This is a genomic window from Haloarchaeobius baliensis, assembly GCF_052060055.1.
Taxonomy (GTDB): Archaea; Halobacteriota; Halobacteria; order Halobacteriales; family Natrialbaceae; genus Haloarchaeobius; species Haloarchaeobius baliensis.
Window position 1 is genome coordinate 615,151 of record NZ_JBPPFR010000002.1, and the last position, 13,019, is coordinate 628,169.

At 68.7% G+C, this 13,019-nt stretch carries 16 protein-coding genes; 7 read left to right on the forward strand and 9 right to left on the reverse strand.

Annotated features, from left to right (window positions below):
* Positions 1 to 21: 21 nt before the first annotated feature.
* On the reverse strand, positions 22 to 1,107 hold the full coding sequence (locus ACSG06_RS13890; RefSeq protein ID WP_440990879.1) for an aminotransferase class V-fold PLP-dependent enzyme: 1,086 nt from the start codon (positions 1,105 to 1,107) through the stop codon (positions 22 to 24).
* An 86-nt stretch (positions 1,108 to 1,193) separates the two neighbouring features.
* Positions 1,194 to 1,433 carry a YgaP family membrane protein gene (locus ACSG06_RS13895; RefSeq protein ID WP_440990880.1) on the reverse strand — a complete coding sequence of 80 codons (240 nt, stop codon included), beginning with the start codon at positions 1,431 to 1,433 and terminating at the stop codon, positions 1,194 to 1,196.
* Between the two features lie 116 nt (positions 1,434 to 1,549).
* Here ACSG06_RS13895 and mce point away from each other — a divergent pair, with 116 nt between their 5' ends.
* Positions 1,550 to 1,936, forward strand: coding sequence for a methylmalonyl-CoA epimerase (mce, locus tag ACSG06_RS13900; RefSeq protein WP_440990881.1), 387 nt, complete (start codon positions 1,550 to 1,552; stop codon positions 1,934 to 1,936).
* 13 nt (positions 1,937 to 1,949) lie between these two features.
* Here mce and ACSG06_RS13905 read toward each other — a convergent pair whose 3' ends face one another.
* Both ACSG06_RS13905 and ACSG06_RS13910 read right to left on the reverse strand, forming a co-directional pair.
* A complete protein-coding gene (locus ACSG06_RS13905; protein WP_440990882.1) occupies positions 1,950 to 2,519 on the reverse strand; it encodes an NUDIX hydrolase in 570 nt (189 codons plus the stop codon).
* Positions 2,516 to 3,100, reverse strand: coding sequence for an NUDIX domain-containing protein (locus ACSG06_RS13910; RefSeq protein WP_440990883.1), 585 nt, complete (start codon positions 3,098 to 3,100; stop codon positions 2,516 to 2,518). Before ACSG06_RS13910 ends, ACSG06_RS13905 begins: the two co-directional genes overlap by 4 nt.
* Before the next feature lie 111 nt (positions 3,101 to 3,211).
* On the opposite strand from ACSG06_RS13910, the gene ACSG06_RS13915 reads away from it, so the two are divergent.
* A complete protein-coding gene (locus tag ACSG06_RS13915; protein WP_440990884.1) occupies positions 3,212 to 3,628 on the forward strand; it encodes a VOC family protein in 417 nt (138 codons plus the stop codon).
* Here the strand turns inward: ACSG06_RS13915 and ACSG06_RS13920 are convergent.
* Positions 3,625 to 4,263: an FAD-dependent oxidoreductase gene (locus ACSG06_RS13920; protein WP_440990885.1), complete on the reverse strand. Its 639-nt coding sequence runs from the start codon at positions 4,261 to 4,263 to the stop codon at positions 3,625 to 3,627. The two genes, ACSG06_RS13915 and ACSG06_RS13920, sit on opposite strands and share 4 nt — an antisense overlap.
* Before the next feature lie 124 nt (positions 4,264 to 4,387).
* Between ACSG06_RS13920 and ACSG06_RS13925 the strand changes: the two genes are divergently transcribed.
* The gene (locus ACSG06_RS13925) at positions 4,388 to 6,142 is read left to right on the forward strand and encodes a 2-oxoacid:acceptor oxidoreductase subunit alpha (protein ID WP_440990886.1); all 1,755 of its coding nucleotides are present in this window, start codon (positions 4,388 to 4,390) and stop codon (positions 6,140 to 6,142) included.
* A complete protein-coding gene (locus ACSG06_RS13930) occupies positions 6,139 to 7,002 on the forward strand; it encodes a 2-oxoacid:ferredoxin oxidoreductase subunit beta (RefSeq protein WP_440990887.1) in 864 nt (287 codons plus the stop codon). Before ACSG06_RS13925 ends, ACSG06_RS13930 begins: the two co-directional genes overlap by 4 nt.
* A gap of 209 nt (positions 7,003 to 7,211) precedes the next feature.
* Here the strand turns inward: ACSG06_RS13930 and ACSG06_RS13935 are convergent, their stop codons facing one another.
* Both ACSG06_RS13935 and ACSG06_RS13940 read right to left on the reverse strand, forming a co-directional pair.
* Entirely contained in the window at positions 7,212 to 7,874 is a 663-nt protein-coding gene (locus ACSG06_RS13935) for a DUF6517 family protein (RefSeq protein ID WP_440990888.1), read from the reverse strand.
* A gap of 53 nt (positions 7,875 to 7,927) precedes the next feature.
* Complete coding sequence (locus tag ACSG06_RS13940; RefSeq protein ID WP_440990889.1) at positions 7,928 to 8,560, reverse strand: rubrerythrin family protein; 633 nt, start codon at positions 8,558 to 8,560, stop codon at positions 7,928 to 7,930.
* A 109-nt stretch (positions 8,561 to 8,669) separates the two neighbouring features.
* Between ACSG06_RS13940 and ACSG06_RS13945 the strand changes: the two genes are divergently transcribed.
* Positions 8,670 to 9,830 carry an MBL fold metallo-hydrolase gene (locus tag ACSG06_RS13945; RefSeq protein ID WP_440990890.1) on the forward strand — a complete coding sequence of 387 codons (1,161 nt, stop codon included), beginning with the start codon at positions 8,670 to 8,672 and terminating at the stop codon, positions 9,828 to 9,830.
* A 66-nt stretch (positions 9,831 to 9,896) separates the two neighbouring features.
* A complete protein-coding gene (locus ACSG06_RS13950) occupies positions 9,897 to 10,751 on the forward strand; it encodes an AAC(3) family N-acetyltransferase (RefSeq protein ID WP_440990891.1) in 855 nt (284 codons plus the stop codon).
* Here ACSG06_RS13950 and ACSG06_RS13955 read toward each other — a convergent pair whose 3' ends face one another.
* Complete coding sequence (locus ACSG06_RS13955; protein WP_440990892.1) at positions 10,752 to 11,087, reverse strand: 2Fe-2S iron-sulfur cluster-binding protein; 336 nt, start codon at positions 11,085 to 11,087, stop codon at positions 10,752 to 10,754.
* A 110-nt stretch (positions 11,088 to 11,197) separates the two neighbouring features.
* On the opposite strand from ACSG06_RS13955, the gene ACSG06_RS13960 reads away from it, so the two are divergent.
* On the forward strand, positions 11,198 to 12,568 hold the full coding sequence (locus ACSG06_RS13960) for a geranylgeranyl reductase family protein (protein WP_440990893.1): 1,371 nt from the start codon (positions 11,198 to 11,200) through the stop codon (positions 12,566 to 12,568).
* Here the strand turns inward: ACSG06_RS13960 and ACSG06_RS13965 are convergent, their stop codons facing one another.
* Positions 12,569 to 12,997 carry a hypothetical protein gene (locus tag ACSG06_RS13965; RefSeq protein ID WP_440990894.1) on the reverse strand — a complete coding sequence of 143 codons (429 nt, stop codon included), beginning with the start codon at positions 12,995 to 12,997 and terminating at the stop codon, positions 12,569 to 12,571.
* Positions 12,998 to 13,019: the final 22 nt, after the last annotated feature.

A 13,019-nucleotide genomic window follows, 5' to 3' on the forward strand; every position in this document is an offset into this window, starting at 1 on the left:
TAACTCGGTCAAACGTCGGTTTCACTCACCGAGAGCTGCCAGCAGCGCGTCCACGTCGTCGGCGGTGTTGAACACGTGGACGGAGGCGCGGACGACGCCGGTGGTCGGGATGGACCGCACCTTGATGCCCCGGTCGGCCACCCGTTCGACCGTCGCCTCGGGGTCGTCGTCGGTGAACGAGACCAGCCCGGTGTGGTACTCCCGGGGCGTGACGAGGCGGTCCTCGCCGAGGCCCTCCTTCAGCCGGTCGGTCAGGCGTTCGACGTGGGACTGGACGGTGGCGAGGCCGAGCTCCTCGATGGTCTCGATGGCCGTCTGGAGCCCGGCGTACGGGGCGGGCGCGACGGTGCCGAACTCGAAGCGTCGTGCGCCCGCCTCGTACTCGTAGGGGTCGGCGTACGGGTCGACGGTGTTCCGGTAGCCGAGCTGTGCCGGTGCGAGCGTCTCGGCGAACCCGGGCTCGACGTAGAGGAAGCCCGCGCCCCACGGCCCGAGCAGCCACTTGTGGCCGGAGGCGGCGACCGCGTCGGCGCCCCACTCCTCGACGTCGATGGGGTGCTGGCCGGGCGACTGGACGGCGTCGACGACGACGCGGGCGCCGGCGTCGTGCGCGCGCTCGGTGAGTTCACGGACCGGTGCGCGGACCCCGGAGGTCCAGCAGACCGAGCTGAACGTCGCGACCGTCGCACCCTGCACCGCGTCCTCCCAGTCGTCGGGGTCGATCCAGCCACGGTCGGTCTCGACGACGCGCACCTCGACGCCGTACTCGTCGCGGAGGCGTCGCCAGGGGAGGATGCCGGCGGCGTGCTCGACGTCGGTCCGCACGACCACGTCGTCCGAACCCCAGTCCATCGCGAGCGGGAGCCGACTGATGCCGTCGGTCGTGCTCCCGGTGAGCGCGACGTTGTCGGAGTCGGTGCCGATGTGTGCGGCCACGGTCGCGCGTGCGTCGTCGAACAGGTCGAAGGCGGGCTCGTACATCCCCGGCCCCGCACCCGACTCGAACTCGTGGTACTCGTACCACGACTCGGCCGCGTCGACGACGCGACGGGGACTCGGGCCGCTCGCGCCGGTGTTCAGGTAGATGGTCTCGTCGAGGACTGGCATGTCGTCACGGAGCTGGGATGGGTTCATGGTGGGTGGTGTGTGTCGGGGCTTCGTGTGCCGGTACGAAAAACGAGGCGGACGGCGGGTCAGTTCCCGCGGCGCAGGGTTCGGATGCCGAGCAGGCTGTACGCCGGGCAGGTCCGCGTGTAGCCGGTGACGAGCAGGACGAGCCCGACGACCCCCAGCACGAGCGGCGCGCCGACGGTGGCGACGGTTCCGCTGCCGACGCCGACGACGCCCAGCCCGACGACGATGGCGACGACGAGCAGTACTGCGCCGAGGCCGAGGCGGACGAGACGGTCCGTGGAGCCGACGTTGCGTTCCATAGCAGGAGTATTGTTCTGTATGGGGATAAATGGACACTACCGTTCCCAGTCCGTGAGAGGGGCACGCCGTGGCCGGAGTCTGTACCTTCATGTCGGTGCGACGTGTCGGTCCGGGTATGCAGTTCGATCACGCTGGCGTCGCGACCGACGACGCGATGGGGATGGCGGAGCTGTACGGCGACCTGTTCGGACTCGAGGTCGCCCACGAGGAGGAGTTCGACGGGATGCACGTCGTCTTCCTCGACGTGGGGAACGGCTACTTCGAGCTCCTCGAACCGATCGAGGAGGGCGGTGCCATCGCACGGTTCCTCGCGAACCGCGGCCCGGGCATCCACCACGTCGGGCTCGCCACCGAGGACATCGACGCCGCACTCGAACGAGTCCGCGAGTACGACGTGCGGCTCGTCGACGAGGAGCCACGGCCGGGCGCGTGGGGCCATCAGGTCGCGTTCCTCCATCCCAAAGACACCGGCGGCGTGCTGGTGGAGTTCGTCCAGCACTGAGTCCGGCCCGGGGCTACCCGTCGGCCCACCGGTCGACCCGGTCCGTGAACGGTTCGTACACCGGCTCCGGCACGTTCTCCGGCGCGAACCAGCGGGCCTCGAGCACCTCGTCGTCGCCGACCGCGACGCCGGTGTCACCGACGGGCCGCGCGTCGACGTGGACCGTCAGCATCGTCAGCGTCCGGTCCGGCCGCTCCGCGTGGACGATGCGCTTGCGGATGGCCTGAAACACGTCGACGGCCGCGGCCTCGATGCCGGTCTCCTCGCGCACCTCACGCAGTGCCGTCTCGACGTGCGTCTCGCCGGGCTCGTGGCCGCCGCCGGGGAGCCCCCACGTGTCCGGTGCGCCCTCGTGGCGGATGAACAGCGCGTGGTTCCGACCGTCGACGACGAACGCGCCGGCGTCGCCCCGCCAGCCCTCCTGGGCCAGCTCGACGCCTGACTCGAAGTAGCCGGGCTCGTTCTCGACCGTCTCCTCGTGGACGGGGAACTCGCCGAAGCGCTCGCGAAGTCGGTCGAGTTCGGCGGCGACGTCTGCACGCATGCGGTCACCGATGGAGTCGCTGTCGTCCGCGTCGCTCATGGCCAGTCCTGTGCGCGGTCCTCGATGGCCGGGTGGAGGTCGTCCGGCAGCTCGCGGAACCAGCACGCGCCGTTGAGCTCGCTGCTCTGGATGGCGATCTCCCCGTCGACGTACGCCGCCTCGAAGAACGTGTAGCAGAGGTGGACCTCGCTCCCGGTCGCCTCGTGGGTCCCGATGACGCGCTCGGCGAACAGGACGTCCGAGACCGAACAGTCGATGTCGACCTCCTCGCGGACCTCGCGCTCGGCGGCCTCCTCCGGGGTCTCGCCGTCCTCGATGCCGCCACCGGGGACGCCCCACTGGCTCGCGCCGCGGCCCATGATGAGCAGCACGCGGTCCCCGTCGTCGGCCGCCTCCTCCGGCATCGACTCCGAGAGGGCAGGGGCCTCCTCCTCGCCGCGGCGGATCCAGCAGTACGCGCCGCCGATGTAGTCGTAGGCGTCGACGTCGGCGGTCCACCGTTCGTACTGTGCCTGGCTGAGCGACTCCCGTTTCTCCACGACCGGGAACTCCACGTAGCGCTCCTGGAGGCGGTCGAGCCGGCGGTCGACCTCCTCGACGTTGACTTGCTCGGGCGGCATGGACTGGATAGGGAGTCGGAGAGTGGACTAATAGGCGTCGAAATCCGGTCGTCCGCGAGCCGACGGAACCGGACCGAAACGGAGCTGTCGACCGCCGACGTACACCGTGGCATGACGACCGACGGGACTGCCGTGAAGGAGCTCGGCGAACTCGCACTCCGGGTGAACGACCTCGACGAGATGACCGAATTCTACCGGGACGTGGTCGGGCTCTCCGTCCTCGAACGGTTCGACGAGAGCACGTTCTTCGAGCTGCGCGAGGGCCACGGCGGCCACACACAGATCCTCGCACTGTTCGACCGCTCCGGCGGCGATGAGTACGTACCGCCAGCACCCGCACGGACGACGGTCGACCACTTCGCGTTCACCGTCGACCGCGCCGACTTCGAGGCCGAACGCGAGCGGCTCGAATCACTCGGCGTCGACCTCGACTTCGCCACGCACGAGTGGGTGTCGTGGCGGTCGCTCTACTTCTCCGACCCCGAGGAGAACCGCGTGGAGTTCGTCTGCTACGACGAGTCCGTCTAACCGAAGCTCTCGACCTTGGCCTCGTCTGCGTCGAGGCCGGCCGCCGCGAGCGCGTCGGTCGCGAGCTCGCAGAAGTCGGCGAAGCCGAACACGAACACCGTGCCGTCGTCGCCGTGCTCGCCGATGGCGTCGCCGAGCTCGTCGTCCGCGTCGTCGTCGAAGACGTGGACCGACGCGCCCGCGCCCGCCAGTTCGTCGAGGCGGTCGGTGTGTGCCGGACCGTCGTCCTGGTAGAGCACGGTCGCGTCGTGGCCGTGGTCGACCGCGCGCTCGGCGATTGCGACGGCGGGGCCGATGCCCGGGCCGCCCGCGACGACGACCACGTCGCCCTCGTCGTCGTACTTGACGTTCCCGAACGGTCCCTCGATGGCGAGCTCTGCGCCGGCGTCGAGGTCGGCCAGCCACGGGGAGATGTCGCCGTCCGGGTCCACGCCCACGGTCAGCTCGAAGGTGCCGTCCACGTCGGGCGAGGAGAGCGTGTAGTACCGCGAGAGCTCCTCCCCGTCGACCGTGGCCCGCACGAGCACGAACTGCCCCGGGAGCGCCTCGAACCCATCGGGTGTCTCTACGTCTATCGCGACGGTGTCGGGTCCGACCGTCTCGACTGCTGCGACCGTAACCACCCTCTCGTCCATGGTCGGCGGTACCCGTGGCACCCGTAAATGCGTTCCTCTCCCGGCTCGCGGCAAAACCGTCCTCGGCCCGTCGTCGGGTGTTTCAGAAGCCTTTTGCTCCCACGCTCGGTAGCCACAGCACAACATGGCCGAGGACTTGAACTGGGCTATCGGTGGCGAGGCCGGAGACGGTATCGACTCCACCGGTAAGATATTCGCCCAGGCCCTCTCACGGGCTGGACGGCACGTATTCACCTCGAAGGACTTCGCGTCGCGTATCCGTGGCGGTTACACCGCCTACAAGATCCGCACGTCGACCGAGACGGTCCAGAGCGTCGTCGACCGACTGGACATCCTGGTCGCACTGACACAGCGAACCATCGACGAGAACCTCGACGAGCTCCACGAGGGCTCGGCCGTCATCTACGACGGCGAGCGCTCCTGGGAGGCCGAGTACCCCGACCACATCACCGGGGTCGACGTCCCCCTGAAGTCGCTGGCCGAGGAGGCCGGGGGCGCCATCATGCGCAACATCGTCGCGCTCGGGGCCGCCTGCGAGATTACCAACTTCTCCATCGAGAACCTCGACGAGGCCCTCGAGAAGCGCTTCGGCTCCAAGGGCGAGAAGATCGTCGAGAACAACAAGGAGGCCGCACGGCTCGGCCAGGAGTACGTCGCCGAGAACTACGACCTCGACGTCGACTACGACCTCGACGAGACGGACAACGACTACGTCCTGCTCAACGGCGACGAGGCCATCGGCATGGGCGCCATCGCCGCAGGCTGCCGCTTCTACGCCGGCTACCCCATCACGCCCGCGACGGACGTGATGGAGTACCTCACCGGCCGCATCGACGAGTTCGGCGGCCACGTCGTCCAGGCCGAGGACGAGCTGTCGGCCATCAACATGGCCCTCGGTGCCGCCCGGGCCGGCGCGCGCTCGATGACCGCGACCTCCGGGCCGGGCATCGACCTGATGACCGAGACGTTCGGCCTCGTCGCGACCAGCGAGACGCCGCTGGTCATCGTCGACGTGATGCGCTCCGGTCCCTCGACCGGGATGCCGACGAAGCAGGAGCAGGGCGACCTCAACATGACCCTCTACGGCGGCCACGGCGAGATTCCGCGCTTCGTCGTCGCGCCGACGAGCATCGACGAGTGCTTCTGGAAGACCGTCGAGGCGTTCAACTACGCCGAGAAGTACCAGACGCCGGTGTACCTCGTCGCCGACCTCGCGCTCGCGGTCACCGAGCAGACGTTCGCGCCCGAGACCTTCGACATGGACAAGGTCGAGGTCGAACGCGGCAAGGTCGTCGACGACGACACCGTCGGCGAGTGGCTCGACGAGGAGGGCCGCTTCCGCGCCCACGCCAACACCGACGACGGCGTCTCGCCACGCGCGTTCCCCGGCACCACCGACGGTGCCCACATGTCCACCGGCCTCGAGCACGACGAGCTCGGCCGGCGGACCGAGGACACGAACGTCCGCATCGAGCAGGTCGACAAGCGGAACCGCAAGGTCGAGACCGCCCGCGAGCAGGAGGACTGGGACTACCGCGAGTTCGGCGACCCCGACTCCGACAACCTCATCATCTCCTGGGGCTCGAACGAGGGCGCGATGGTCGAGGCCATCGACTACCTCGAGGAGCGCGACGTCGACGTGCGCTTCATCTCGGTGCCCTACATCTTCCCCCGCCCCGACCTGAGCGAGGAGATCGCGGCCGCCGAGGAGGTCATCGTCGTCGAGTGTAACGCGACCGGGCAGTTCGCGAACCTCATCGAGCACGACGTGCTCCAGCGCGTCGACCGCATCAACAAGTACAACGGTGTCCGCTTCAAGGCGGACGAGCTGGCTGACGACATCGAGGAGACCCTCGCAATGGAGGCGAACGCACAATGAGCTCCGACGTTAGATTCACCGACTTCAAGTCCGACAAGCAGCCGACCTGGTGTCCGGGCTGTGGTGACTTCGGCACCATGAACGGCATGATGAAGGCGCTGGCGAACACGGGCAACGACCCCGACAACACGTTCGTCGTCGCCGGCATCGGCTGTTCCGGCAAGATCGGCACCTACATGCACAGCTACGCGCTCCACGGCGTCCACGGGCGCGCACTCCCCGTCGGCACGGGCGTCAAGCTCGCCAACCCCGACCTCGAAGTGATGGTCGCGGGCGGCGACGGCGACGGCTACTCCATCGGCGCGGGCCACTTCGTCCACGCCGTCCGGCGGAACATCGACATCACGTACGTCGTGATGGACAACCGCATCTACGGCCTCACCAAGGGCCAGGCCTCGCCGACCAGCCGCGAGGACTTCGAGACGAGCACCACGCCCGAGGGCCCCCAGCAGCCCCCGGTCAACCCGCTCGCCCTCGCACTCGCCTCCGGCGCGACGTTCATCGCGCAGTCGTTCTCCAGCGACGCGCTCCGCCACGCCGAGATCATCGAGCAGGCCATCGAGCACGACGGCTTCGGCTTCGTCAACGTGTTCTCGCCCTGCGTGACGTTCAACGACGTCGACACGTACGACTACTTCCGCGACTCGCTGGTCGACCTCAAGGAGGAGGACCACGACCCCAGCGACTACGAGGCCGCGAAGGAGAAGATCCTCGAGGGCGACAAGGAGTACATGGGCGTCATCTGGCAGGACGAGGAGAGCGTCCCGTACCACCAGACCCACGGCGTCACCGAGAACATGGCCGACATCCCCGACGGCGCCGCCGACGGGACGATGGACCTGGTTCGGGAGTTCTACTAGACCATCTTTTTCCCGCTCGGGTTCTCGCTGCGCTCGAACCCTCGCGGCAAAAACATGGATGAAAAAGGCCGGGCGCTCACTGCGTTCGCGCCCGGTGAACCGCACTCGCTGCGCTCGTGCGGACGTTCTCGATATTTGTTCGGGTAGCGACGTAGCCAGTGGCCGGGTATCGCTCTTGCTGTAAGAATTCCTCCGCGGACCGCCGCTGCTCACTCCTCGTCGTCGTGCTCGACGTTCTCGATGAGGTCGACGATGTTGTCGCGCTCGTCGGGCAGCTGGGTCGGGTGGCCACCGATGGCGATGACGTAGTCGTCGCCGTGTTTGACCATCGTGACGTAGATGTTGACCTCGACCTCGCGGCCGGAGAACTGCGTCGTCGTGGTGAACACGGCCACGTCGGTCCCCTGGCCGAGCATCGTCGCCTGCAGGGTGTCGGTGCGCTCGGCGTTCGAGAGCGTCCCGTAGGGGGTCTCGTACTGCCCGGTGATCTGGTCGAGTATCTCGTCCTCGCTCATGTTGGCGACGGGGTTGGCGGGCTGGCCGATGACGTCGACCTCGTGAGTCGAGACGACCGCGAACACGCCGACGGTCTCGTCGATGAAGTCGTCCTGCTTCTCGTACTGGGCGATCCAGTTCTCGACGACGATGGAGCGGTTCCCGATTCCCAGCTCCTCGCCGTCGGGTTCCAGGGTCCGTTGTTCGACGGTCGTCTCCGTGTACCCGGTCGCACCGTCGCCGAGCGCGCTGTCGGCGACCGTCGCCCGTTCGGCGCTGTAGGTCAGGGCCTCCTCGCCGGTGATGAAGCCGATGCAGCCGGCGCCGGTCAGCAGAAGAGCCACCGCGAGAACCGTCGCGACGCGTCTCGAAGTCATGCCTCGTGACTCGACACCGTCGGCAATCAAGGTTCCGGCCTCCGCGAGCTGGTTCAGCAGATGGGTTTCGGGTCGACACCCATCTCGGTCAGCGAGTCCGCGTAGTCGTCGTAGGCGAGCTGGACGACGTACTCGGCGACGGCCTGGGCGCGCTCCCAGTCGTCGTCGTCCTTGCAGACCGCGTCCAGGACGTCGAGCCCGGCCGACAGGGAGTCCTCCGTCTCGCTGCGGAGGTCGCGGAACAGGTCGGCCGACCGGTCGTCGGCCTCGTTCACGAAGAAGCTGACAATCTGGAGGTGGGTGCGCAGGCTGACGAGCCCTCGGCCGACGAGCCCGGCGGCGGCGCGCTCGACGGTGTCGTCGCGGTCGCGGAGGTAGGCGTGCATCGGGCCGACGCCCGCTGGTTCGACCGGCTCGCCGAGGGCGTCGACGACGCGTTCGTAGTGCGCGGCCTCCTGTGCGGCCACGTCGGCGAACACCTCGCTGGCCGCGTCGTCGGGCTCGTCGGCGGCCCACGATTCGAACGTTTCGCGGGCGAGGTACTCGCTGAAGGCGGCCGCGCGGAGCACCGCGTCCTCGGAGAGGTCCGCGTCGGTCAGCGCGACGAGCAGCTTCGAGGAGCCGAGCCGGTCGAGCTCGGTCGCTTTCGCGGTCTCGACTGACTCACGGAAGGCGGTCGCGTCCATGGCTGACGTGTCGGCCGGTGCCGGCTTCAACGTTGTCCCACACCACTCGTTTCGGTGTTCCAACGTGTCTACGCACGGTTTTTTCCTCCCACCGGGCGTACGCGGACCTATGAGTGCCCCATCCGAAACCGACGGTGCGCCCCCGTCGCTGGCTCCCGGCGCGCTCGACGAGCTGCTCCGGTCCGGCGAGCCGTTCACGCTGCTCGACGTCCGCGACCGCGACGAGTTCGAGGCGTGGCACGTCGACGGCCCCGGCGTCACCGCGATGCAGGTACCCCACGTGAAGTTCGTCCAGGCGCAGGTCACCGGCGACGTCGACTCGCTCGTGGGCGAGAGCCCCGTCGAGCCCATCGTCGCGGTCTGTGGCCACGGCGAGGCGAGCGCGCACGCGGCCGGACTCCTCGTCGACGCCGGCTACGACGCTCGGAACCTCGCCGGCGGGATGGACGCCTGGGCCCAGTTGCTCGTCGCCCGCGAGGTCGAGGGGGCCACGGGCACCGTCGTCCAGTACGACCGGCCGTCGAGCGGCTGTCTCTCCTACATGATCGTCGACGGCGAGGAAGCGGTGGTCGTCGACCCGCTACGGGCCTTTGCCGATCGGTACGTCGCCGACGCGAGCGAACGCGGCGCGAACATCAGGTACGCCATCGACACGCACGTCCACGCGGACCACGTCTCCGGCGTGCGGGCCGTCGCGGCCGCGAGCGACGCCGAGCCGGTGCTGCCCGAGCGGGCCCGGGAGCGGGGCCTCGCGTACGACGTCCGGCCGCTGGCCGACGGTGAGATGCTGGCGGTCGGCGACACGACCATCCAGGCCGTCGCGACCCCAGGGCACACCACCGAGATGACGACGCTCGTCGCCGAGGGGGTGCTGTTCACCGGCGACGGGCTGTTCGTCGACGGCGTCGCCCGTCCCGACCTCGAGGAGGGAGACGAGGGCGCGGCAGAGCTCGCGGGCGAGCTGTACGACTCCATCCGGGAACGGCTGCTCACCGCTCCGGATTCGACGGTCGTCGCGCCCGGCCATCGCGACGACGAGACGCCGCGGGCCGACGACGGGACCGTCACCGCAACGCTCCGGACGGTGCGCGACCGGGTCGACGCGCTCTCGCTCTCGCGCGACGAGTTCGTCGACTACGTCCTCGCGGACCTGCCGCCACAGCCCAACGAGTACGAGCGCATCATCGAGACGAACCTCGGACGTACCGACATGGACGACGAGACCGCATTCGAGGTCGAGCTCGGGCCGAACAACTGCGCGGCGCGGTAGTCTGTGAGCGGTTCCCACGGCTGCTGAAGACTTTTACCCGCCGCCGGGAGACTCCACGACTATCAGATGAGCGACCTGCTGCCGGATGAGATGAGCGACGAACCGATCACCGTCGAGCGGATCGCGACCGACCTGCGTGAGCTCGGGGTGTCGGCGGGCGACACCGTCTTCGTCCACAGCTCGCTGTCGGCGCTGGGCTGGGTCTGCGGTGGCCCGGCCGCCGTCGTCGACGCGCTGATGGAGACGGTCACGGCGGACGGGACGCTGGTGCTGCCGACGTTCACGGGCGACTACTCCGACCCGGGCGAGTGGCAGAACCCGCCGGTGCCGGACGAGTGGGAACCGACAATCCGCGAGACGATGCCGGCGTTCCGGCCCGAGTCGACGCCCTGTCCCAGGATCGGCGCCATCCCGAACACGTTCCGGTCGTACCCCGGCGTCGTCCGGAGCGATCACCCCGTCGTCTCGTTCGCCGGGTGGGGGGCCGACGCCGAGGAGATCGTCCACCCGCACCCGGACGACGAGCCGCTCGGCGAGGAGTCGCCGCTGGCACGGCTGTACGAGGACGACGCGTCGGTGCTCATGCTGGGGACCGACTACGCCACGGCCACGTCCTGTCACCTCGCGGAGTACCGCGGCGAGTTCCCGAAGGAGCGCGAGACGAGCGGCGGGCCGGCCATCCGCGACGGCGAGCGCGTCTGGCTGGAGTTCGAGGACGTGGCGCTCGACACCGCGGACTTCCCGATGGTCGGGACGGCGTTCGAGCGGGAGTGCCCGGAGGCGGTGACAATCGGGCAGGTCGGCGAGGCCGAGACCCGACTCGTCGACCAGCGGGCGCTCGTGGACTTCGCGTCGTTCTGGTTCGGCGAGAACAGACCGGCGTCGCTCGAACGGGCGCGCGAGGACGACGGCGAGGCGTGACTAGTCGTCGTCCGCGGCCGCGCCGGGCTCTGCGCTCACCGCGGCGTCGTCCTCGATGCTCGGCGGGTACTTCCCGCGGTCGAGCTTGAGGTCCGATGCGGGACGCGCCATGCAGGTCAGCGCGAACCCCTCGCGTTCCTCCTCCGTGAGCCCGCGCGCGGCGGGCTGGACCACGTCGCCCTCGACGATCTCGGCGGAGCAGGCGAGACACATCCCGACCCGGCAGGAGTACTCCTGTGCGATGCCCTCCTCGATGCATCGCTTCAGGATCGTCTGCTTGTCGGAGACGGTGATGGACTCACCGGTCCCCACGAACTCGACGGTGTAGTCGGTCATAGCTTCGGCTACAGCGGTTCCGGACAAAACTCTTTATCCACTTTCTGGGGTCGGGAAGACGACACAATCGGGAGTAAAACGTTTTTTCCCTGCGGCTTCGACGGGTGAGCATGACCAGCCACGAGTTCGACGTCGTCGTCGCCGGTGCGGGGACGTCGGGGTGCTACGCGGCGGCGACCATCGCCCACGAGGGCTACGACGTCGTCGTCGTCGAGCGCAAGGACGCAGAGGAGGCCGGACACATCGCCTGCGGGGACGCACTCAAGGGCGCGGATGCGTTCCCGGAGGCCATCCCGAAGGAGAAGCTCGAACCGGCGTTCACGAACACGGGCGTCGACCACGGGCGCTTCGAGATCCCCCAGGAGGACACGGTGCTCGAGATTCCGGTGCCGGGCGAGCTGGCCGTCATCGACCGCTGGGAGTACGGCCGCTGCATCATCCAGGGCGCGAAGGACGCCGGCGCGACCTTCCACTACGACACCGTCATCCAGGACGTGACACAGGACGACGACGGCGTCGTCACCGGGCTCACGGCGAACAGGAAGGGCGAACCCGTCGAGTACGAGGCCGACATCGTCATCGACGGCGCGGGCTCGCTCTCGCTGCTGCAGGACACGGTCGACTTCTCCGACGCCACGTTCGACACCAACGTCAACTACTCGCAGTTCTGTTCGGCCTACCGCGAGATCGTCCACGTCGAGGAGCCCGTCGAGTGGGACGACGCGCTGGTGTTCAAGCCGACCGAGCGTGCCGCGGGCTACCTCTGGTACTTCCCGCGCACCGACACCGAGATCAACGCCGGGCTCGGCTTCCAGATGACCGAGGAGCCGATGGAGCTCGTCGACGACCTCAAGAAGGACCTCCGCGACCGCGAGGAGTTCCAGGGTGCCGAGGTCGAGGACAAGCTCGGCGCGGCGCTCCCGACGCGACGACCGTACGACTCCGCCGTCGCCCCGGGCTACATGGCCGTCGGCGACGCCGCGGGCCACGTCAACCCGACCACCGGTGGCGGCATCGCGGGCGCGGCCTACGCGGGCAAGTACGCCGGCGAGCAGGCCATCGAGGCCATCGAGCAGGGCGACGTGAGCGAGGCGATGCTCTGGGAGTACAACGAGCGCGTCATGGACCACTTCGGCGCGCGCTACGCCGCGCTCGACGTGTACAACATCCTCTCGACCGCGGTCGACGTGGACGACCTGATGGGCCTGCTCGCGTCGCTGCCGGGCGAGAAGCTCGCGGAGGCGCTGTACGAGGGCAGCACCGAGATGAGCACGCTGTTCAAGGCCAAGCTCGCGGTCAAGAGCTTCGGCTACTGGCGGAACATCCTCCAGTTCTACCGCACGAAGCAGTGCGCCGACGACCTGATGGACCACTACGAGCACTACCCGAGCAGCCCCGACGAGTTCGAGATGTGGCAGTCGAAGCGCGACACGCTGATGGAGGCCGTCTACGAGACGACCGGCGCGGAGCCGAAGTACTGACTACCGCGACCCGGTCCCGATCTTCGTCGCCTGCTTGTCGCTCACGTCGGCGCGCTCGACGTCGGGCGTGAACGCGTCGCCGCTCATCGCCAGCGCCGCGAGTGCGCCGCCGTTGGCGACGAAGGCGAGGACGCTGCCGCCGGCGCCCGTCGTGACGATCCCCCAGATGTTGACGGTCGCGGCGAGCGCGAACAGCAACATTCCGACCGGCCGCGACCAGGTCCGCATCTGGAACAGCGCGCCGGCGACGAGCATCCGGAGCAGCCCGAACACGATCATGAACCCACCGACAGCGACGACGACCGGCGAGTCGAGCGATGCACCGATGACGAGCAGGAGCCCGCTGTCGATGAGCGTCCAGAACCCCCCGATGGCCGCGACGAACGCCGCGAACGTGACCGTCGTCGGCCGGTACGTCGGTCTTCCCATGCCAACTGGTTGACTGAATGAA